Here is a 22,401-nt window from a genome sequence, read left to right on the forward strand (position 1 = left end):
TCAATTTGAATCTTCAAATTATACCAAAAAGTAAATCGATAACATAAACGCAAGCATATGGGAACCGATAAGTTTGTCTCTCGTCACATTGGTCCTAGGGATCATGAGATAGACACCATGCTAAAAACTGTTGGCGCATCAAGCCTGGATGAGCTGATTGAACAAACTGTACCGTCCTCTATCCGATTGGAAAAACCATTGAATATTGGTAAAGGGTTGACTGAGCGTCAGTATTTTAGAAAGATACACGACATTGCTCAGCAAAACAAGGTATACAATACCTACATTGGTATGGGGTATTACGATGTTATTACGCCAGCCGTTATTCAGCGCAATGTATTGGAGAATCCGGTGTGGTATACATCCTATACACCTTACCAGGCGGAGATTTCTCAAGGCCGTTTGGAAGCATTATTAAACTTCCAGACTGTTGTAACTGAGATGACTGGTATGGAGTTGGCCAATGCGTCTTTACTGGATGAGGCTACTGCTGCTGCCGAAGCCATGATTATGCTTTTTAACTCAAGAAGCCGCAAGCAAGCTAAAGCCGGTGTGAATGTGCTTTTTGCAGACGAAAATATGTGGCCTCAAACAAAAGAGGTACTTATCACCCGTGCCAAGCCACTGGGTATTGAACTGCAGTTTGGTGATATTCATGCATTCGAGTGTAATGATAAGGTATTTGGGGTGATGGTGCAGTATCCTAACTCCAACGGTACTGTTGAATGTTACAAAGCGCTTACCGAAAAAGTTCATGCCAATGATTGCCGTATTGCCGTTGCTGCTGACTTAATGTCCTTAGCATTATTGACGCCTCCGGGAGAATGGGGAGCTGATATTGTATTTGGTACTACTCAGCGCTTTGGTATTCCAATGGGGTATGGTGGACCGCATGCTGCCTTTTTCGCCACTAAAGAAGAGTTAAAGCGTCAGTTACCAGGTCGTATCATTGGTATTACCAAAGATGTGAATGGCAAGCGTGCCTTGCGTATGGCCCTTCAAACGCGCGAGCAACACATTAAACGTGAGCGAGCAACATCAAATATCTGTACTGCCCAGGCTTTATTGGCTACTATGGCAGGGTTCTATGCTGTGTATCATGGCGAGGAAGGTATAAAGCGCATTGCTGAGCGTATTCATTCAATTGCGTTCCAAATCACACGTGAAGTTGAGAAGTTGGGCTATAAGCAGTTGAATGCTGATTATTTTGATACTATTCGCTTTGAATTGCCAGAAGGCGTGAAAGTGGAAGATATTGAGCGTTTCAGCCTTGATTTGGAGATGAACTTCCGCTATTTCGAAGATGGTCAGGTAGGCATCAGTATTGATGAAACAACCAACCTGTTTGACTTGAACTGGATCGTAGAAGTATTTGCCAAAGCGGCTGGTAAGGATGTACCTGTCATTGGTGATTTTAGTGAAGATTTGGCTGTAAAGCCTGAACTGGCACGTACAAGCTCGTTCCTGACACAAGATATTTTTAAAAAATACCGCTCAGAAGCTGAAATGGTGCGTTACATCAAAAAGCTGGAGCGTCGTGATATTTCATTAACGCATTCGATGATTTCATTGGGTTCTTGTACCATGAAACTGAATGCATCGACTGAAATGTTCCCATTGAGCTGGATTGAGTTTAATGGACTACACCCATTCATCCCAACTAATCAGGCATTGGGTTACCACATGATGATGGATGAGCTGCGCAGCGATCTGTCAGAAATTACTGGTTTTGCTGATGTAAGCTTGCAGCCTAATTCAGGTGCTGCTGGCGAATATGCTGGTTTGATGGTAATTCAGGCTTACCACGAAAGCCGTGGCGAAGGACATCGTAATGTGTCTATCATCCCAGCATCGGCACACGGTACCAACCCTGCCAGCGCGGTAATGGCCGGCATGAAAGTAGTGGTGGTTAAATGCGATGATAAGGGCAACATTGATGTGGATGACTTGCGTGCCAAAGCTGAAGAGCACAAAGATAATCTGTCGAACCTGATGGTGACTTATCCATCTACACATGGTGTGTTTGAAGAGTCTATCATCGAAGTATGTCAGATTATTCACGATAACGGTGGTCAGGTATACATGGATGGTGCCAATATGAATGCACAGGTTGGTTTGACCAGCCCCGGACACATTGGTGCCGACGTATGTCACCTGAACCTTCATAAAACATTTGCCATCCCTCACGGTGGTGGTGGACCTGGTGTTGGCCCGATTGGAGTAGCCAAGCACTTGGTAGAGTTCCTGCCAAAGCATCCGGTAGTTGACAATGGACGTAAGGGTATTACAGCTGTTGCAGCAGCACCTTGGGGAAGTGCCAGTGTGTTGCCTATTACCTATGGATACATCAAAATGCTTGGTGGTGAAGGCTTAACGGAATCAACCAAAATGGCTATTTTGAATGCTAACTATATGGCATCTCAGCTGAAAGATGATTATGGCATTCTTTACACCGGTAAAAATGGTCGTGTTGCGCACGAAATGATTCTGGAGTGCCGTCATTTTAAAGCAGAGTCTGGTATTACCGAAACTGATATTGCCAAGCGATTGATGGACTATGGTTTCCACGCACCAACCTTATCATTCCCGGTATATGGTACCTTGATGGTAGAACCAACCGAAAGTGAGTCGCTTCAGGAATTGGACCGCTTTATAGCTGCTATGAAATCGATTTATGCAGAAATTAAAGAGGTGGAGAATGGAACGGCTGATAAGGAGGATAACGTGCTGAAAAATGCACCACACCCGGCTTACAAAGTAGTGGCTGATGAATGGAATCACTCATATGGTCGCGAAAAGGCAGCCTATCCGTTACCATTTATCCGCGAGAATAAATTCTGGATTGATGTGGCGCGCGTAGACGATGCCTATGGTGACCGTAACCTGGTTTGTGCCTGTGAGCCAATCGAGAGCTACATGGAAGACTAATTAATAGTTTATTGATACTAATAAAGCCTGGTATTTCGTCAAGATTTACCAGGCTTTTTTATGTTGTTCTGCAGAAACTTTTAGCCGAGGTATGCGTAGTAAAAAGGGTGTTAATAAAAATATAAATGATGAAGAATATTTGCTTATTGTTATTAGTAATGCTGCCTATAACGTTATTAGGGCAGGAGATGCCAAAGGTAGCCAGTGTTAATCAGTCGTTCGATAATATAACCTCTGTATCGGTTATTGGTGAATTTTGTAAGGTAGACATTAAAGAGGGCGCAAAACTTGTAGTGACGGCTGAGTTGCAAGCCGCCAAAGAAATGGAAGGCTACGCTGTTATGTGTTCAGAGGAAGCAGGTGTTCTGAAGGTGGAGGTTCAAAAGCCGGCATCCGGTTGGACTTCACACAGTGGTTTTGTTAATCTAGTCGTTCCGGCTGGTATAAAGCTGGATGTACAAACCACATCGGGTTATATTTCACTTGAAGGATTGTCAGGTGCAGATGTGCTGGCTCAGTCAAAATCGGGTAAAATACAGGCTAATAATATTAAAGCAAACCTCACGCTTAAGACCAGTTCCGCCTCGGTGAAAGCCGAGAATATTACAGGCCAGCTTAATATTTCCACCAAAGGAGGTGCGCATGTCGCCCGTAATGTAGAAGGTGCAGTTTCGTTATATTCAAGCAGTGGTGAGATGATCATAGAGAACATTAATGGCGCATTGAAAACCGAATCTACTGATGGCGCCCAAACCATTAAAGAGGTCAAGGGTGATGTGTATCTGAAAACAAAATCAGGAGCCATGAAGCTTTCAAATGCCGAAGGAAAAATTGGCTCATTATCAGTGTCGGGAACCTTAAACCTGTTTGATGTAACTGGTGTGTTTAACCTTGTGGCCACTAAAGGCTCTATCATAGGCAGCCGGGTAAAGCTAACTGAATCATCTTCGTTTAATACCACAGAGGGAAAAATCAAGATGAAGTTCATCAATCCACAAGAGCAGTTTACCTTTGCCTGTCAGTCGGAGCATGCATACATAGTGGCCTATGGTAAGTCGAAGAAGAAGAAACTAAAAATGGGAGAAGGACCGATTGTAATTACGGCAATAAGTACAACCGGCGCCATGAATTTTAATAAATAAGCACTAAATAATAGCTAGTACAAAGCCTCGCAAACGCGGGGCTTTTTTTTGCTAAATAATAGAATGGGGAATTTATGACAAACGGGCAATAATTGTTGATGAATATTATTATTGGATTGATAAGTGACTGATAGTATGTGGTGTAGTGTAGGTTATTTCTTGAAATGCTTCTTTTTTATTCATAATTTGGGCTTTGAGAATCAGTGCTTTAAGGAATAAGAATCTTCTTTAAGTTTAATTGCTATGGATTTGCCCAACGCGAGTCAGTTAGCGTGTTGTAATTTTGACAAAATCGGTTCAAAGAACTCCTATGTTTTTGGTAAGTTCATTGATTGGTTTGTTCAAAATAGCACCTTGATGAAAATCTTGCCTGAAGAGGATAAACTTGGCATATTTATCTACTCCAAGGAGAAGGATAGAATTGTATGTGCCAATCATCAATTTCTTCAAACCTATCAAATATCTATTGAAAGGCTTAATAACTCAGCTATCAGGCGATTGATTTTTATGAAACTACATAAAGATGATGCCCGTTATATTCGTTTTCTAGAGTGGAATGCTTCACAAAATAAACACTCTAAACCAATCAACAGGGTGGTGAGATTGCGACAAAAGGACCAATCTTACAAACCCCTTCACTTGTTGGTTTTTAGTGTTGCTAATATCGACAGAAACTTATCAGATTACCGTTTAGGTATTGTGATTAATGTGCCTGAATTCTGGAGTGAGCAAGAAACAGAAGATCCCCACTGGGGCACATATCGCGATAAAACGAAACGCTTGTCAAAACGCGAAAAAGAAATTGTAGAATTAATTGTAGATGGTGCTACCGATAAAGAGATTGGCAATTACTTAAATATCAGTCCTCATACTGCTCAGCGGCACCGTAAGAATATTCTTAAGAAGCTGGAGTTTAAAAATACGGCTAAATTAGCATTCATCATCGGAAAGTATCGATTAGTCTAAAATTCGATTCCCCTTATTGACTTTCAGATTTACCCCTTTATGGGTATTGAGCTCGAATAAAAGCCCTCATAATTTTACAGTCTCAAAATAATATGTACCTGACAAGGAGTGTATTAGTGAGGTGGTTGATTGATAGAAATGGGTTACCTAACCTGTATTTACAATCAAACCAAATAGAACTTTTAACCAACTTAATAATGAGAAAGTCAATTGTAGTTTGCATCATTGTATGCCTCATTGTAAATAGCTGTACGCGTATTGAGCAAAAAATACTGATTCCTTCAGTTGAAATCTCTGTTGCGTTCGAGAATCCTGGATTTGGCTCATTAAAAAATGGTGATGTTGGTGGTGTGCCAGAATGTGCTGAACTGTCCATGGACTACGCACTTTATACAGTTGAATTTATTACTGAAACCGGTCAGGTAAGCTCTCAGAAGCAAATTAAGACCCCAATTTATACGATTAATAACAGACATGTCACTCAGCCTGTAAAAGTGATGCTGAATGGTGATCATAGTACTCAAGCTCGTATAATCAATTTCTTTATATATCATGCTGATGACCTTAGTTCTGAAGATGTAATTGTGAGAGCTGCCCCAATGGAAGGTAGTAAGTTTTACCCGCTGGTAAGCAATAAGCTGAATACTCTTTTTACTATCAATAAGTTTGCTAAACACGAAGTGCCAATTGATGTACTGTGCTTTGAACCAATGTATATAGTAAGCTTTGGCTTTGTGTGGCTTGATATGAGTTTGGTTACAATTCGCAGTCAGTGCTGGATGGGTACATTATGTGTTGACAATACGGAAGTATTTAACGGTTCTCTTTACGAAACCTTGTCGCCAGGCGGAGTTAGCCAGCAAATGCCAGCAATATTTAAGGTAAATGTTCTGAACTACATAGGCGCGACCGCCGGCAATTATGAAGATGATATCAATTGGGACCTGATTATTACGCACTCTAATAGCACATCGGAATCCTATGGCAGCGATCAATGTCTGGAGGTTTTTTGGCCCGACCATGATGTGCGGAACGATCTGTTTCGTTTTGATGTATATGTGTTAATGCCAGAAGGTGATAACGAGTTTACTTATCAGTTTTACAACTCGTATGCTTTTTGGGATGCGATTCCTCCCGATGTAGGTACCGATGGTGTCGCCGATTTTAACATTGGCGATTGCGTAACAAACTCTTTTAGTGCCTGTACGTTAACACAGGGCTACTGGAAAAACCATACCGGAATTAATAAAAAAACAGGTCAGGCTTACTGGGGGCATATCAATCCCTCCGATACTTTCTTTAATACCGGATTAAGCTACCTGGGTATATATGCTAAAAAACCTTCAGAAAGTAAATATTACAGTCTTGCACACCAGTATATAGCAGCCATGCTGAACCTGGAAGTAGGAGGTGTGGATATAAGCATGTGTCCTGATGTGCAGCAACACTATGTGGCTGCCGGCGAACTACTTAATGAATATTTACCCACGGATGATCTTTCAGCGGTTATGGATGATTTAATAATGTATGCTGAAACCCTTGATCTGTTTAACAATGGCGTATTATGCAGTAAGCACTGCGACTAAGTGTGGATTTGAATTTAATAATAATCTAATACAACCGAACATGAGAAAAATTGTAGTAGTGATAGCAACTCTGGTATTAGTACTAGGTGCTTGTAAAGAGAATGTGAGTTCTCCGGTAGAAAACAATGCAGAGTTCTCTATTAGTATAAGTGAAGCTGATTTTGTCACCCTAAAAAGTGCCCCTTTGGGTGTTGAAGATTATATCCCAACATGTGATGAAAGTTTGAGCCTTGACTATGCAAAGGTCACCTTTGATACCGGTAAAGGCGATGAAACAGTAACCATTCCAATATTTAAGGTAGCAGGTAAATATGTTACACAACCTGTTAAAATAGATATGGAAACAGCTGAATCCATTCAGGTGACCATTAGTGAGTTCCTGGTATACAATATGGGTGATGATGGAGAAATTGATGAAGACTTAAGCCTTGATACATCCGATGATGTTCTGGTTAAAGCTACACCGCATGGCGTATTTGGTGGAAGTAACAATAGCGCCTACTTCCAGTTTATCAATCCCAACAATGGTTTGAGGACTATTACATTAAGTAAGTTCACCAAAGAAGAAATTGTTATTGATGTATTGTGTTACGATGAACTGGTATATGATAACTTCGGATTCGTTTGGTTTAATATCAACGCTATTACAGTTCGCAGTCAATGTTGGTTTGGAGATATTTGTGTTGCTGACAAAACACTGTTTGAAGGTTCTGTTTATGAACAACAGCAGAATGGCTTGCAATATGATATGCCTGCTATAATGAAAATAGATGTTCTGAGATTTATTGGCAATGGCTTAGGTAATTATGGGCCTGACATGAACTGGGAGTTTCTTTATAGCTATAACAATATGGGCACCTTCGGTAACGGCGGAGAAAATGGTGAAGGGGATTGTATGACAATTGCCTGGCCCGATAATGATAATATGGATGAACTGTTCAGGTTCGATCTATACGTCTATCTGCCTGATATTAATAAGCAATTCGACTACCGGTTCCAGAATTCATACTCTTTCTACAATAATGAGGCACCAAATCCGGGTGATGATGGGGTTGTAGATTTTGTTATCGGCTCTTGCTTTAGCGAACCTTTTATAATTATTATACCGCCTGATAACGATGGTTGTACCCTTACACAAGGCTATTGGAAAAATCACACTGGTGACGGACCCGGCAATCAAACGAATGCATGGCAAGGTGCAACTCAGCCCGATGATCCGTTTAACGCCACACAAACCTATTTAGAGGTGTTGGAGACATCAGCGGCTGGTGGTAATCCATACTATATTCTGGCTCATCAATATATAGCTGCACTCCTGAATGTTGAAAATGGCCCTGTTGACCTTAATAACTGGCCTGATGTAAAAGAAGCCTTTGATAATGCAGCTGAATTATTTGATAATGATGGCATTGATGATATAGTGCCGGAGCAAACATTTACAGAGCAGCAGAAATCTGATATGGTGAACTGGTCATCAGTGCTTGACTTGTTTAATAACGGCATCTTAGGACCAGGCCATTGCGATTAAATATAATGTGAAGCATTTCTTATAATAACCTTGACCGCATATTATCATACCCATTTTAATAACCTAAAACAATAATGTGATGAAAAAAATTTTATTTGTATTGGCAGCATTTGCTTTAATAGTAAGCAGCTGTAATGAAAAGGTAAGTAATCCCGAAGAGGCTACTGCTGAATTTTCAATTGGCATAAGTGAAGCTGATTTTGTAACTCTTAAGGCGGCGCCTTTGTCGGATGATTTTATTCCTGAATGTGATGAGAATCTGAGTTTAGATTATGCGCACGTTTGGTTTGAAAAAGATGGTGTATCTGACGACATTGTTATTCCAATATTTGTGGTTGATGGTAAATATGTTACACAGCCCATTAAAGTTGTTTTAGGTGAAGGAGTGAATAGTGTTAATATTAATATCACTGATTTTACTGTATGGCATGAAGTAGAAGGAGGTGATGATATTATGGTTAAAGCAACGCCACATGATAATAGTGAATATTTCCAATTTATTAATCCAAATAATGGATTAAGAGACTTTATGCTGGATAAATTTACTAAAGAAGAAATTATCATTGATGTACTGTGTTATGATGATCTGGTATATGATAACTTTGGATTTATATGGTTTAATATACAGCCAATTACGGTAAGGCAGATGTGTTTCTTTGGTGATATCTGTGTGTGTGAACCCGCATCATATATGTTGCCTTATGGTGATGTATTCCCATATGTCACTCAGGTTAATGGAGGTACCATTTACGACCTGATTGCCTACATGAAGATAATTGTTTCAAGCTCTGAGAATAACTGGAGTGCTGAATTTGATAACCTGGATAACGCCAATGATTGCTTGCCTATTTACTGGCCTGATTATGATTTGTTGGATGATGAGATTACCATTGAACTTAAAGTATTATTGCCAGTTGGGGATGTTCTGGATTGGGTAAGTATCAAAACATGGGTGTTTGATAGTTACGAAGATATTCCAGTGGCAGGAACCGATAATGTGCTGGATTTCGTAATTGGTGGTTGTCATTATGATGCTGATTATATCTTCCCAGCTCATCTTCATTTGCCTGCTGATGCAGAAGGAACAGGTATTTCACTTAAAGTAACAGACTATAACTTTAAGTCGAGCACCAATTATCATTATTTAAAAATGGAATTAGATGGTATTCCTGCAGGTAAGTACAGTATCTCAGATGGCGTTTATTATGGATGGTGTGCTGATAAGGATCACAATATTAGCTTAAATACAAATTATTCAATAGGTATTTACTTAGCTTCACTATGGGAAGGAGCAAATGGTTTGGATCCTCTCAAACTTGCACGCTTAAATTATATTATCAATCACCTTCCTGATGGTTATCTGACAGACGGAGTTGTGGCTGACGCTGATAAAGGTAAGTTTATACAGGCTTTGATATGGCTGCTTACTGACGACTATGCAAATAATGATTGGAATGTAGATTGGACATTACTTCAAACTCTTTATGGTAATGCAGTTGATGCAGTTACTCAACCGAGTGATTATTCACCACAGATTGGTGATTTGCAGGCGGTCATTTTCTACCACAATGAGCAAGTTCAGGTGCTATTCACAACAGTGACGTCTCCTTGTATCGAAGTGTTTGAATGACAGATTTAGTATTATTAGTGTTAAAGCCTCGCAAACGCGGGGCTTTTTTGTTGTACTCATATAATTCAAACTTATAGCATGCTAATTATTTTCTTAATCAGTAGGTTGGAAGTTGAAGCGTGTGGAAAAGAAAGTGCCAGATATATTTTTATAAGTATTTGTAGGATAGGTTGATATAGGTGTGAATTAGTGTATGTTTAAGCTTAAGTTGAACTTTTTTTGTTTGTATTGAAAAATAAATCATGCATATGATTTACCTTAATTTGACTAATGTCACTTTAATATTGATGAATTCTAGTCTGAATTGTATTAATATGCTCTAATTGTTGATTAATCGTCTGTTGTCGAATTGACATTTACTTCAAAGGGTTATAATTTAAATGTGAGATAATTTTAGCTGATCTATTCTGAGAGGCTGAGGGACCAGACAAACATAATAAAATGACAACTGATTGTGAGCAGGAGAGGCAGGCTATTGTGTCTGCGACTCTCGAAAACTTGGAGTGCTTATATAAGAAAATTACCAATATTTTTCTTAGAAACAATTACATACTTCAACAAATACCTGATTCCTTGAACTTAGGTGTTTTCTTATTTGATACGCATAAAGATAAAATCGTTTATGCAGATGAACGATTTGTAATGAGCAATGGCCTTAATAGACGGGTATTTAAAAAATCGGTCTTGAGGCGACTCATATTTTCATCTATTCACCCTGAGGATGCTCGGCGTGTTGAAGTTTTGGAGCGTATCGCCAAAAAGAAAGGGCATGCGCCGTTTTTAAATGGAATACTCAGGTTTAAGCGTCATCTGTCATATGTTCCTTATTATTTTTTGGTTACAAAACCTGAGGTTAAAGGGGTAGCCACTGAGCACTTCCGGATAGGAATACAATTAAAGCAATCGCCATTGAAAATTAATCTGGAGCATGAATTATCAGAAGTAGAATATTACCAAAAATTAGTTAGCTCATTATCTATGCGTGAACAAGAGGTATTGCAGTTGATTGTTAAGGGCGAAACAGATAGGTGTATTGGTGAGGTCTTAAACATTAGTACCCATACATCTAAGAAACATCGTAAAAACATTCTTCATAAGCTAGGTGTAAAAAATACTGCATGTCTGGCTTACATGGCTGGAAAATCAAGCTTATTTAGTTAAATATCGTATAATTACTGTAAAATACCTCTTTGGGGTTATTGAACTTTATTATTGCCAGCTATAATTTTACTTCAGGTTTTAAAGTCTGGGAGAAACAAATATTAAGAAATCCTAAATCTCATGCTATTTAACCACCGTGAGTATTAACTTTTAATTTCAAACTTATTAACTATGAAAAAAGTATTGTTATTTGCTGTAATCACAGCAATGGTGTTGTCTGCCTGTCAGAAAGATAATGAAGTGAGCGATGTGAAAACCACAGATGTGCACTTCAACGTTGTTGATGGTTTAAATGAAACAGGCCTAAAAGGAGGTGATGTTAACAGAGGGGATATTCCTGTTACCGTTACTGCTATGGAGCTTAAGGCTGAGTCAGTTCATCCGGATGTGATTGATCAGTATAATATTGTTGATGATGGTTCAGGTAATGATGGGCCCGTACTTGAGAATGTGTGGTATGGTACAAATATTTTTACAGCAACTACAACTGCCGTCACTCCTCCAACTCCAACTATTGGGGACCATAAAATTTTCTTTGGGAATGTAATATATCCTAGTGGCGTTTTTAAAGAAGTTGCACCAGGTCTTGTTGCCTTTACTGATGTAAGACCAGGTGGAAGTTGGTCTTCAGCACAAATGGCGGAGGAGTTGCGCACACATGTTGTACCATTTGTTGAATTTAGTGGCGAATCTGCTCCTGTTGTTATTAATGATGACTATGCTGCTAATCCTTCTAGCATTAATATCCCCATGTCAACAAATTATGGACAGTTAATTGTGACATTTGAATTTGAAAGTGGTGCAGATATTCAAAATTATCACGCTCGGTTATTTTATCAGGAGCCGGCGTACGAAGCTGGTATTGACTATGAATATCTTAAAATTAGAAATAACTGGGATAGATTTTTCACATCAGAAAAAAACCTTGGCACAATCTATTGGTCAAATGCAGATGCAACAGCAGGAAAATGCCTGCCAATTGCTGTTGAGATATATTCTTATGAAGGAGGTAACTATGTGCCTGTTAAATGGATTGTATTAGATACTGAAAACACTAAAATTATTGGAGGCGTTAGTAAGTGGCTTAATGTTGTAGTCAAAGCAGATGCAATACAAGCTGATTTACAAATGTTTACATTTACATGGGATCCTTGGACAAATCAAGATGATGTGTTAGAGGTTGACTAATTCTTTGAGTAATATAAACAATAGAAAGGGCTATCTATAATATTTGGATAGCCTTTCTTAGTTAACTCTAACGTATGAGTTTTGTAATTAACAATGATAGAAGTATTAAGTTCAGTAATGCTACAAGCTAGCATCTTCTATTATCTCGCTGAATACCTTTTGTATATCTAATCCGGCAGCTGCTATTTGCTGGGGAATAAAACTGGTTACAGTCATGCCGGGCGTAGTATTCACCTCGAGTAGGAATATTTTATTATCGCTAATGATGTAATCGATTCGTACAATGCCTTTACAACCCAGAATATCATAAATGAGTGACGAGATGGATTGGATGCGGTCACGTACATTGTCTTCGATGCGAGCAGGTGTAATCTCTTCTACTTTGCTGGCCGTGTATTTAGCTTCAAAATCGAAGAATTCATTTTTGCTCACCACCTCGGTTATGGGAAACACTGCCTGGTTTGTGCGGGTTTTATATAAACCACAAGTCACCTCTGTACCGCCGATAAACTGCTCAATAATCACCTCGTTACTTTCGGTAAAGGCTTTCTCAATGGCTTCGATTAACCGACCGCCCTCTTGCACTTTGGTAATGCCAAAGCTGGAGCCTCCTGCATTGGGCTTTACAAAACAGGGCAATCCCAGTTGCTCAACTATCGCCTTATCGTCAAAGCTGTTGCCTTTACGGACTAATACCGAATCGGCCACAGCTACACCAAAGCCCTTTAGGTAAGTGTTGCAGGTAAACTTGTTAAAGCTGATGGATGCTGCTTGCACATCGCAAGTGCTGTGTGGAATATCCAACATATTAAAGTAGCCTTGTAACAGGCCATCTTCGCCCGGAGTTCCATGGATTGTGATGTAAGCAAAGTCAATCTTTACTTTTTGACCATCTATAATAAATGAAAAATCATTTTTATCAATCGGGTATTCGTTGCCATCAACTTTGGCACACCACTTCTCTTTGGTAATCAAAATGGGGTAGCGGTTATAGCGTGAAGCATCAATAAAGGACATAACGCCTTCCTTGCTTTTTTCAGAAACTATGATTTCAGAAGAATAGCCACCGTAAATAATACCGATGTTTTTCATTTTGGTCAATATGTGATTGATTGTTATTCGATTAGTCGTTTTCTCTTCCTGCAATATAACCTCTCCACTTCTCAATGGCCTCCATCATATCTTCAGGAATATCCGTATTAAAATCAATGTACTCTTTGGTGGTCGGATGAATGAAACCCAACGTTTTTGCATGCAGTGCCTGTCTTGGCAAAATATTAAAACAGTTTTGTACAAATTGCTTGTACTTGGTAAAAGTAGTGCCCTTTAAAATTTGATCGCCACCATAACGTTCATCGTTGAACAGTGGGTGACCAAGGTATTTCATGTGTGCTCGAATCTGGTGTGTTCTACCAGTTTCCAGTTTACATTCTACCAACGAAACGTAACCTAAACGCTCCAATACCTTATAGTGTGTTACGGCATGTTTACCACGGTCTCCATCCGGGAATACAGCCATCTGCTTGCGATCCTGCAGGCTGCGACCAATGTTACCAATGATGGTGCCTTCATCTTCGGCCGGTTGTCCCCATACCAATGCAATGTAGGTACGCGTAGAGGTTTTTTCGAAAAACTGACGGGCCAGAAAGTTTTTGGCTTCCTCTGTTTTGGCAACAACTAGTAAACCTGATGTATCCTTATCAATACGATGAACCAGTCCCGGGCGAGGATCCTCAGAATTGAACAGCGGCAAATCTTTCAGGTGCCAGGCCAAAGCATTAACCATAGTGCCTGTGTAGTTTCCATGTCCCGGATGCACTACCATGCCTGGTTTTTTGTTGATGATAATCAGTTGATCATCTTCATATGGAATATCCAGAGGTATATCCTGAGCAATAATTTTCAGTTCGCGACGAGGAAAGGACATCACGATAGTGATCACCTCATTGGCTTTTATCTTATAATTGGATTTAACCGGCTTGTCGTTAACGCGGATATTACCGGCTGCCGCTGCATCCTGTATTTTATTGCGCGAGGCATTCTCAATGCGGTTGACCAAAAATTTATCGATGCGCAGTGGCTTTTGTCCCGGATCAGTTACAAAGCGATAGTGCTCATACAACTCATTACCATCGTCCGAACCATTTGCGTCATCCAGTTCGTCCAACTCATCCAACTCATCTTCCTGTATGTGCTCTGTCATTCTATTTATCAATTAGTTAATTCTTAAATCTGTCTACCTCTCACTCACAACCAGCCAACATCAATCCTCGGTCTTCCGTTCAGCCATTAATAACTCACTTTGGCAGTATCTACACTTAACCATACATCTATAGAAGCGCCAAGAGGTATGCGTTCACCTGTTTCGGCCGATGGTTGTTGTTTCCATATAAATGCCGCTATGGAATCTTCTGCTGTAATGACAGATTCATCATATATGGCCGCACCAATATTTAAAGAAACAGAGGCAGAATAGTTTTTAGCCTCTTCCAGTGTAAGCGCTTTTAAATCCGGTACATTGGTTCGTTCGGTGCTAAGGCCTTTACCGATGTGCAAATCAATCACCGATCCTTTTAATACCACAGTTCCCGGCTCAACCGGTTTGCCTTTATAAAGCTGCTGAATAACCAGGTTGCGATATTCGCTTGGTACATAGATAAGTTCACCGGTTACCAGTCCGTACGATTCCAATATTACTTTGGCATTTCGCAATGAGTAATCTACAAGGTTTGGGATCTGAACTTTTTCGGGCGCAATAGCTTTGATGGTAAAGTGAATATTACGATTTTCTTTTACCATACTGCCAGGCGCCGGTATTTGTTCAATGACTGCACCGGGCAGGTAGCCATCAATATGTACCGAGTCGATGATGTTATAGCGAAAGCCTTTCTCTTCAATTAATTGACTGAATTGCTCTTCAGTCAGGCCTTTAAAGTCGGGTACAGGATAGTATTCGCCGTGGTTGGTGTAAATATTTAAGCTAACAAAAGTGGCGATTAATGCCAGTGTGATTACTCCAATTGCTATGACAATATTTTTGACAAATACGTTATTGATTATTCCTTTGATCGTTGACATAAGCATGTTGATTTGTATACCGCTTTTTTACTTTTATTTCAAGAGTGAAAAAAATGCTGGTTTATAACAGATGGTCAAAAATAGTAAAACTTCTGCTATCAGAGTTATGGGCATAAAAAAAGTAAAGAACCCATAGTGGATTCTTTACTTTTTATATCGTGAAAGCTCTTAATTAAGCTTTATGTCTTTTTTCGCTAGAAACAGTTAATTTCTTACGTCCTTTAGCTCTTCTTGCAGCTAATACTTTACGACCACTTGCGCTAGCCATTCTTTCGCGGAAACCATGCTTGTTTCTTCTCTTTCTGTTCGATGGTTGGAATGTCCTTTTCATTGTATGTAATTTTTTTATTCTTCGTAATAATCGCTTTTCAAATGGATTCGTTCGGGATCTTCCTCCTTTGAAGAGCTAAGTTAATGTTGTTACCTTAACTTTTCGGACTGCAAAAATACATGTTTTTTTTATCTTCCAAAAAAAAATGAATGCTTTTTTAGGTTTGTATAAAGTTTAATACCACTGTTGCTTACATCGACAGATGGATGATCTTTTTCGTCTCAAAAAACTCCTCCTCAAAGTAGTTGGTCAGCGGCGTTACGGATGCCCTGTTTTTAAACGGCTTTATTTCACCTTCAAAGTCTCCTCCCTTTAAATAGATGATGCCGTTAGTAATGGCATTTTTATTCGTTGGAAGGAATTTGTTGTGACATAGTTTTACGAAATCAGGAAAGGCGGTTACTGCCCGGCTGATAATAAAATCATATTGCTTAGGATGATTTTCAACTCTTATTTGTTCAGCTGTAAGATTTTGTAGGTCTAATGCCTCAGCAACGCCTTTCACCACTTTAATTTTCTTACCAATCGAATCGATGAGGTGAAACTGACAGTCAGGATTCATAATAGCCAGAGGAATACCCGGAAAACCACCACCACAGCCAACATCCAGGATTTGTGTGCCTGTTTCAAATTGAATGAAAGCTGCTATGCCTAATGAATGCAAAACATGACGTTCGTAGAAGTGGTCCATGTCTTTGCGCGATATGACATTGATTTTTGAATTCCAGTCAGCATATAAATCTCCCAGTCGGCTGAGTTTTTCTTCAACAGAAGGATCTAAATTCGGAAAGTACTTTTTAATTAATTCCATGATATGATGTGCAGGATAACTTATCCTGAATGCTAAATGTTAAAATAGAAACTAAGAGCTTACCCCAGTTTGATATCCGAGTTTTTTAGGGTATTGAAGAGAAGTTCTCTGGCTCTGAATAATTGGGCTTTTACAGTTCCAAGCGGAAGATCCAGCTCTTCGGCAATCTCTTCATATGAGAACTCTTTGAAATAGCGAAGCTCAATTAAAATGCGATAGCGGGGTTTAAGTTTCTTGACCACGGTGCGCATTAATATCTTCTTTTGCTGCTTTATCAGATTTTCTTCCGGGTCGGGCGTTTCATCCTTCAGGTGTATCGGCTGATCATTTTCTTTATCATCCGAAATGCCGCCATCGATGGAAACGATGTTATTGCGCTTTTTCCTAAGAAAATCAATGCAGTTATTAGAGGCTATTTTGAACAGCCATGTGCTGAATGCATAGTTTGGTGAGTATTGATGAATGTTCTTAAAGGCTTTACCAAAGGCCTCAATCGTCAGGTCCTCGGCATCACTTTTGTTATTCACCATTTTCAGGAGCATAAAGTAAATGGCATCTCTGTAGCGGCCCATGAGTTCAGCATAGGCTTTTTGATCGCCTTTAACTGCTACTTCCACTAAATCTAAGTCGTATTTTGCCTTATCAGATAGATTCGGATTTACTTCCATTTCTTCTTCTTTGCACTAAAAATATTAATTACCCAAACACTCCCAACTAACCAAGGCGTTATAAAATCAAAAATACTGGTTGCCCAGAATAACTTGTTTTCTCCCATTTTATTTGCTGCTTTGGCTAATACAATATGTAAAGTCAGCATGCGGAGAGCAAATAACGCAATTGTTAAAGGAACAAAAATATGAAAAAAAAGTGAACAAAGTGTTAGAAGCCACATTATTTGACGAGTCAGGGGCTCCATAATCAGCCAGCATTTTATCCCAAACCTATATGCAGGTGCCGTGGTTAAATGCCTCGATTTACGAGTTCTCCATTCACTGAAACTTTGTGGTGCCAGTGATACGGTTTGGCTATCGTAATTTAATTGAATAGTTGTGTTATGTTTATTGGCGCAACGTCTGATAAACAAATCATCGTCACCCGAAGCCATGTTAAGGTATGGCTTAAAAACATCGCTTTGCTCAAACAAAGATTTGGTATAAGCCATGTTTCTGCCAACCGCCATAAATGGTTTGCCACGTAATGCAAAGCCCATATATTGTACTGCGTTGAAAAAGGTTTCGTAGCGCAAAAACAGGTTGAAGAATGATTTTTGCTTCTCAAAGCGGCCATGGCCAATTACTATTTGTTTTTCATCGGTGAACTGACTGCTTACTTCTTTTAGCCATTGGTCTGATGTTGGGTAGCAATCAGCATCAGTAAACACTAAATGCTCATTATTAGCTGCTTTTATACCAATTGTGAGCGCTAATTTTTTACCTTGATAATGTTGTTTGCTAAGTGGGATGCTGGTGTAATAGAGGTTGCTGAATTCAGTCTTTAGTTGCGCTAATACCATTTCTGAGTCATCCGTAGAGCAGTCATTTACCACAATGACCTCAAAATTGGGGTAATTCTGGTTGCATATCTTCGGAATGAAGTTTTTTAGATTCGATGCTTCGTTTTTAGCACAAATAATAACTGATAAAGGACGCTGTTTATTATCATACGTCAGAGGTTTAAAATGCGATGGTTTTAAAAGAAAGAATAGCTGGTAAAAGAGCTGAAAAAGCCAGGAAAAGATAAAAATGCCGCCTAAGGTATATAGTATTGATTCGTCCACAGTTTGAATTTTAGTCAAAAATGCAACATATTTTTATGAAAAGCCTGTTCTTATCAAGTCATTTTTGCCCATCGTTTCAAAAAAATGACGACGAAACAGTTTTTAGTGTAAGAACCTCTTTTCTGCATTTTATTTATAAAGCGGCTGTTGTATATTTGCAGGCTGTTTTATCATACAATGATAGGCAGATTTAGAAATGTCATTAATACAAGGAAAATGAAATTTGAGCTGCAACATACCGATGCCAAAAGTAGTGCGCGCGTTGGGAAAATAACAACCGATCATGGTGAAATTGAAACACCCATTTTTATGCCAGTTGGAACTGTTGGCTCGGTTAAAGGGGTGCATTTTCGTGATTTGGAAGATGATGTTAAGGCCCAAATTATTCTCGGCAATACTTACCACCTGTATCTGCGACCTGGTTTGGATATATTAAAAGCCGCAGGTGGATTACATAAATTCAACGGTTGGGATAAACCAATGTTGACCGATAGTGGAGGCTATCAGGTATTCTCTTTAAGTGATAACCGAAAACTGACCGAAGAAGGTGCCATGTTTCGTTCACACCTGGATGGCTCAAAGCATTTATTTACGCCCGAAAATGTAGTGGATATTCAGCGGGTCATTGGGGCAGATATTATTATGGCACTGGATGAGTGCCCGCCGGGAGATGCTGAATATGCTTACGCTAAAAAATCGATGGAGCTCACGCATCGCTGGTTAAAAAGAGGTGTTGACCATTTTGACCGAACAGAACCGTTGTATGGGCATTCTCAAACATTCTTTCCGATAGTGCAAGGAGCCGGTTATCGTGATTTGAGAACCCAGTCGGCTGAATTTATTGCTTCGCAAAACCGCGAAGGTAATGCCATCGGTGGGCTGGCCGTTGGTGAACCAACAGAGGTGATGTATGAAATGGTTGAGCTGGTGAATGGTATCTTACCTAAAGATAAGCCACGTTACCTGATGGGGGTGGGTACACCTGCCAATTTACTTGAAAATATTGCATTGGGTGTAGATATGTTCGACTGTGTAATGCCTACGCGCAATGGGCGTAATGGCATGCTTTTTACCTCTGAAGGCATACTAAATATGCGCAATGAGAAGTGGAAAAACGACTTCTCACCTGTAGATCCTAATGGAACATCTTTTGTTGATCATCACTATACCAAGGCCTACCTGCGTCATTTATATGTTTCAAAAGAAATGTTAGCGGCGCAAATTGGCAGTATGCACAATCTGACATTTTATTTATGGTTAGTGCGCGAGGCGCGTAAGCACATTTTGGAAGGCGATTTTGTGCAATGGAAGGATGTGATGGTTAAAAAATTGACAACTCGCCTTTAATGGTAATGAGTGTGCAAGAGCTATTAGTTGTCTATAACAAAGGAGTGATTGAAGTTTTACTATTTAGCTTGTAACTATTTTTTCGTTCTTTTGTAGCAGGCTTCACTAAACTAAATAGAGAGTTTTGAAAAAACTTGATCTTTATATACTTAGAAAATTTTTAGGGACATTCTTTTTTGCGATACTGTTGATAATTAGTATATCAGTGGTGTTTGATGTCACCGAAAAGATTGATAATTTCTTTGAACACGGGGCTCCTTTAAAGGCGATTGTGTTTGATTATTATAAGAATTTCATCCCCTATTTTGCCAACCTGTTTACCCCATTATTTGTATTTATTGCGGTTATCTTTTTCACTTCAAAGATGGCCTATCAAACAGAGATTATTGCCATTTTGTCGAGCGGCGTTAGCTTCCGGCGTATGATGTTCCCCTATTTTTTGGGAGCTGCTATCATTGGGCTTTTCTCATTTTTGTTGGGTGGTTATGTAATACCGCCGGCCAACCAAACTCGTATACAGTTTGAAAATGTCTATGTTAAAAACAGGAAAGCCAAAGGGCTGGACAAAATTCATATGCAAATAGAGCCAGGTGTGTTTGTTTACCTGGATAAGTACCGGGCTTATAGCGGTAATGGCGATCATTTTTCGATGGAAAAATACGATGAAAAGGAATTGGTGTCCAAGTTATCAGCCCGTTATGCCAAATACGATACTACTTCGGGTAAATGGCAGCTCAGGAATTATGTGTTGCGCGAGTTTACCGACGGGGTGGAGCATAAGATAAGCAGCGGTTCCAAAATGGATACCCTGATTGCCAATGTAACGCCCAAAGACTTTCAGGAAGAGCGCAAGTATTTTGAGATGATGACCAATACCGAATTGGATAATTATATTGATGAGCAGCGAGCTCGCGGCGTTGGAAACCTTGAGGAGTTTCTTATTGAGAAGTATAAGCGGGTGGCATCACCGTTCAGCGCCTTTATTCTAACCCTTATTGGGGTGTCATTGGCTTCGCGTAAAGTGCGGGGCGGTATGGGGCTGCACATTGGAGTTGGTATTGCGTTGAGTTTTTCGTATATTTTGTTCATGACAATTTCAACCACCTTTGCCGTAAATGGTAATATGAATCCAATGTTGGCCGTATGGTTGCCCAACATTGTTTTTGCTGCCATAGGATTTTATTTGTACATGAGGGCGCCTAAATAGTCTAAGAAACTGACTATTTGCACAGGTTGTTCCGTTGTTGAAAAGCGTACTATCTTACTTTATTCCTTTTGTTAAAAAAAATAAATTAGTAATTATGCACTCTGAAAAATTATTAATCAGGATGCTAAATTAATATTTTGATTAATAGAGGTTAAATCAAATTTTTGGATTATGTCATTGAAAAAACACATCCTTGACCTTCGGAAAAGAAAGGAACAAGTGCAAAAGGGTGGTGGCGACAAAGCCATTGAAAAGCAAGCAGCCATGGGTAAAATGACGGCTCGCGAACGAATCCTTGCACTCGTTGATAAAGATTCTTTCACCGAATACGACCTTTTTGTTGAGCACACAGCTCGTGACTTCGGAATGGACAAAAAGCAGTTGCATGGTGATGGGGTTATTATCGGTACAGGTACCATTTATGGTGCACCTATCTGTATCTTTGCTCAGGATTTCACTGTAGCCGGGGGATCATTAGGATTAATGCATGCCCGTAAAATTACAAAAATCATGGATCACGCCTTAAAAATGCGTGTGCCTTTAATCGGTATTAACGATTCAGGTGGTGCGCGTATTCAGGAAGGTGTGAACTCTTTAGCCGGATACGGTGAGATTTTCTACCGTAACACATTAGCTTCAGGTGTTATACCTCAGCTGTCGGTTATCTTGGGTCCATGTGCGGGTGGTGCTGTATACTCTCCGGCATTGACAGACTTCGTTTTTGTAGTTGAGAATATTTCTAAGATGTTTATTACCGGACCAGGCGTAATTGAATCAGTGCTTGGTGAAAAAATCTCGATGGAAGATTTAGGTGGTGCACGTGTGCACGCTGAAACAACCGGTAATGCTCACTTCTTCTCAAACAGCGAAGCTGAATGTTTCGAGCAGATTAAGAAACTGATTACCTTTATTCCTTGGAATAACAGTAAGAAAGCAAAAGCTTTCCCTCCAAAACCACCTAAATTCAAAGGTAAGATCGAAGATATTATTCCTTCTGATCCTAAAACACCTTACGATGTTCGTGATGTTATCAAAGCCATTGTTGATGATTCTGATTTCTTCGAGATTCAGGAGCTTTGGGCTGCGAATATTGTGATCGGATTTGGTCGCTTAAACGGTGAAACAGTTGGTTTTGTAGCCAACCAGCCTATGGTATTGGCCGGTGTACTTGATTGTGACAGTTCAGATAAGGCGGCTCGATTCATCCGTTTCTGTGATGCCTTTAATGTGCCTATTATCACTCTTGAGGATATGCCAGGTTACTTGCCGGGTGTAGACCAGGAGCATGCCGGTGTAATTCGTCACGGAGCGAAAGTACTGTATGCATACTCAGAGGCAACTGTACCTAAAGTAACGGTTATTCTTCGTAAAGCATATGGTGGTGGTTATATCGCCATGAACTCACGTCACCTTGGAGCAGACTTTATGTTTGCATGGCCAATGGCTGAGATTGCTGTAATGGGACCAGAAGGTGCGGCTAATATCATCTTTAAGAAAGATATTGATGAAGCTGAGGATAAAGATGCAATGCGTGCCATCAAGGTGGAAGAGTACAAAGAGAAGTTTGCTAATCCATATGTCGCTGCTGCTAAGGGTTATATTGATTCGGTAATTGAGCCAAGCGAAACACGTGCTTTATTGCTGCATGCCATTGAGGTATCGGCCGGTAAAGATGATCATCGTCCTGCTAAAAAGCATGGTATTCCTCCATTTTAATAGTT

The 22,401-nt window shown here is 39.7% G+C and carries 18 protein-coding genes; 11 read left to right on the forward strand and 7 right to left on the reverse strand.

From position 1 onward, the window contains the following. Positions 1–57: 57 nt before the first annotated feature. The 8 genes from gcvP (at position 58) to KDU71_RS10525 (ending at position 12,129) form a co-directional block, all read left to right on the forward strand. On the forward strand, positions 58–2,928 hold the full coding sequence (gene gcvP / locus KDU71_RS10490) for an aminomethyl-transferring glycine dehydrogenase (RefSeq protein WP_212190580.1): 2,871 nt from the start codon (positions 58–60) through the stop codon (positions 2,926–2,928). A 125-nt stretch (positions 2,929–3,053) separates the two neighbouring features. After that, positions 3,054–4,070: a DUF4097 family beta strand repeat-containing protein gene (locus KDU71_RS10495; protein WP_212190582.1), complete on the forward strand. Its 1,017-nt coding sequence runs from the start codon at positions 3,054–3,056 to the stop codon at positions 4,068–4,070. A gap of 357 nt (positions 4,071–4,427) precedes the next feature. After that, positions 4,428–5,036 (forward strand): response regulator transcription factor, encoded by a 609-nt coding sequence (locus KDU71_RS10500; protein ID WP_212190584.1) that lies wholly within the window; start codon positions 4,428–4,430, stop codon positions 5,034–5,036. A gap of 197 nt (positions 5,037–5,233) precedes the next feature. After that, the gene (locus KDU71_RS10505; RefSeq protein ID WP_212190586.1) at positions 5,234–6,622 is read left to right on the forward strand and encodes a hypothetical protein; all 1,389 of its coding nucleotides are present in this window, start codon (positions 5,234–5,236) and stop codon (positions 6,620–6,622) included. Between the two features lie 40 nt (positions 6,623–6,662). Further along, positions 6,663–8,150 (forward strand): hypothetical protein, encoded by a 1,488-nt coding sequence (locus KDU71_RS10510; RefSeq protein WP_212190588.1) that lies wholly within the window; start codon positions 6,663–6,665, stop codon positions 8,148–8,150. A 79-nt stretch (positions 8,151–8,229) separates the two neighbouring features. Continuing rightward, positions 8,230–9,780, forward strand: coding sequence for a hypothetical protein (locus KDU71_RS10515; protein WP_212190590.1), 1,551 nt, complete (start codon positions 8,230–8,232; stop codon positions 9,778–9,780). A 441-nt stretch (positions 9,781–10,221) separates the two neighbouring features. After that, positions 10,222–10,941, forward strand: a complete 720-nt coding sequence (locus KDU71_RS10520; protein WP_212190591.1) for a response regulator transcription factor — start codon at positions 10,222–10,224, stop codon at positions 10,939–10,941. A gap of 171 nt (positions 10,942–11,112) precedes the next feature. Then, a complete protein-coding gene (locus KDU71_RS10525) occupies positions 11,113–12,129 on the forward strand; it encodes a hypothetical protein (RefSeq protein ID WP_212190594.1) in 1,017 nt (338 codons plus the stop codon). A 120-nt stretch (positions 12,130–12,249) separates the two neighbouring features. Here the strand turns inward: KDU71_RS10525 and KDU71_RS10530 are convergent, their stop codons facing one another. The 7 genes from KDU71_RS10530 to KDU71_RS10560 all read right to left on the reverse strand — a co-directional run bounded on the left by KDU71_RS10530 (position 12,250) and on the right by KDU71_RS10560 (position 18,126). After that, positions 12,250–13,221 carry a D-alanine--D-alanine ligase gene (locus KDU71_RS10530; protein WP_212190596.1) on the reverse strand — a complete coding sequence of 324 codons (972 nt, stop codon included), beginning with the start codon at positions 13,219–13,221 and terminating at the stop codon, positions 12,250–12,252. A gap of 31 nt (positions 13,222–13,252) precedes the next feature. Beyond that, the gene (locus KDU71_RS10535; protein WP_212190597.1) at positions 13,253–14,332 is read right to left on the reverse strand and encodes an RluA family pseudouridine synthase; all 1,080 of its coding nucleotides are present in this window, start codon (positions 14,330–14,332) and stop codon (positions 13,253–13,255) included. Between the two features lie 86 nt (positions 14,333–14,418). After that, positions 14,419–15,207 carry a PASTA domain-containing protein gene (locus tag KDU71_RS10540; protein ID WP_212190599.1) on the reverse strand — a complete coding sequence of 263 codons (789 nt, stop codon included), beginning with the start codon at positions 15,205–15,207 and terminating at the stop codon, positions 14,419–14,421. A gap of 172 nt (positions 15,208–15,379) precedes the next feature. After that, positions 15,380–15,538, reverse strand: coding sequence for a 50S ribosomal protein L34 (gene rpmH / locus KDU71_RS10545; protein WP_212190601.1), 159 nt, complete (start codon positions 15,536–15,538; stop codon positions 15,380–15,382). A gap of 190 nt (positions 15,539–15,728) precedes the next feature. Then, complete coding sequence (rsmG, locus tag KDU71_RS10550; protein ID WP_212190603.1) at positions 15,729–16,349, reverse strand: 16S rRNA (guanine(527)-N(7))-methyltransferase RsmG; 621 nt, start codon at positions 16,347–16,349, stop codon at positions 15,729–15,731. 59 nt (positions 16,350–16,408) lie between these two features. Beyond that, complete coding sequence (locus KDU71_RS10555) at positions 16,409–17,017, reverse strand: RNA polymerase sigma factor (protein ID WP_212190605.1); 609 nt, start codon at positions 17,015–17,017, stop codon at positions 16,409–16,411. Beyond that, positions 17,008–18,126: a glycosyltransferase gene (locus KDU71_RS10560; RefSeq protein ID WP_212190607.1), complete on the reverse strand. Its 1,119-nt coding sequence runs from the start codon at positions 18,124–18,126 to the stop codon at positions 17,008–17,010. The genes KDU71_RS10555 and KDU71_RS10560 overlap by 10 nt, the downstream gene beginning before the upstream one ends. 216 nt (positions 18,127–18,342) lie before the next feature. Between KDU71_RS10560 and tgt the strand changes: the two genes are divergently transcribed. The 3 genes from tgt (at position 18,343) to KDU71_RS10575 (ending at position 22,396) form a co-directional block, all read left to right on the forward strand. Beyond that, positions 18,343–19,473, forward strand: coding sequence for a tRNA guanosine(34) transglycosylase Tgt (gene tgt, locus KDU71_RS10565; protein WP_212190614.1), 1,131 nt, complete (start codon positions 18,343–18,345; stop codon positions 19,471–19,473). Between the two features lie 124 nt (positions 19,474–19,597). Next, complete coding sequence (locus KDU71_RS10570) at positions 19,598–20,680, forward strand: LptF/LptG family permease (protein ID WP_212190616.1); 1,083 nt, start codon at positions 19,598–19,600, stop codon at positions 20,678–20,680. Between the two features lie 171 nt (positions 20,681–20,851). Next, a complete protein-coding gene (locus KDU71_RS10575) occupies positions 20,852–22,396 on the forward strand; it encodes an acyl-CoA carboxylase subunit beta (protein WP_212190618.1) in 1,545 nt (514 codons plus the stop codon). Positions 22,397–22,401 lie beyond the last annotated feature (5 nt).

Origin of the sequence: Carboxylicivirga sediminis (assembly GCF_018156225.1) — a bacterium.
Taxonomy (GTDB): Bacteria; Bacteroidota; Bacteroidia; order Bacteroidales; family Marinilabiliaceae; genus Carboxylicivirga; species Carboxylicivirga sediminis.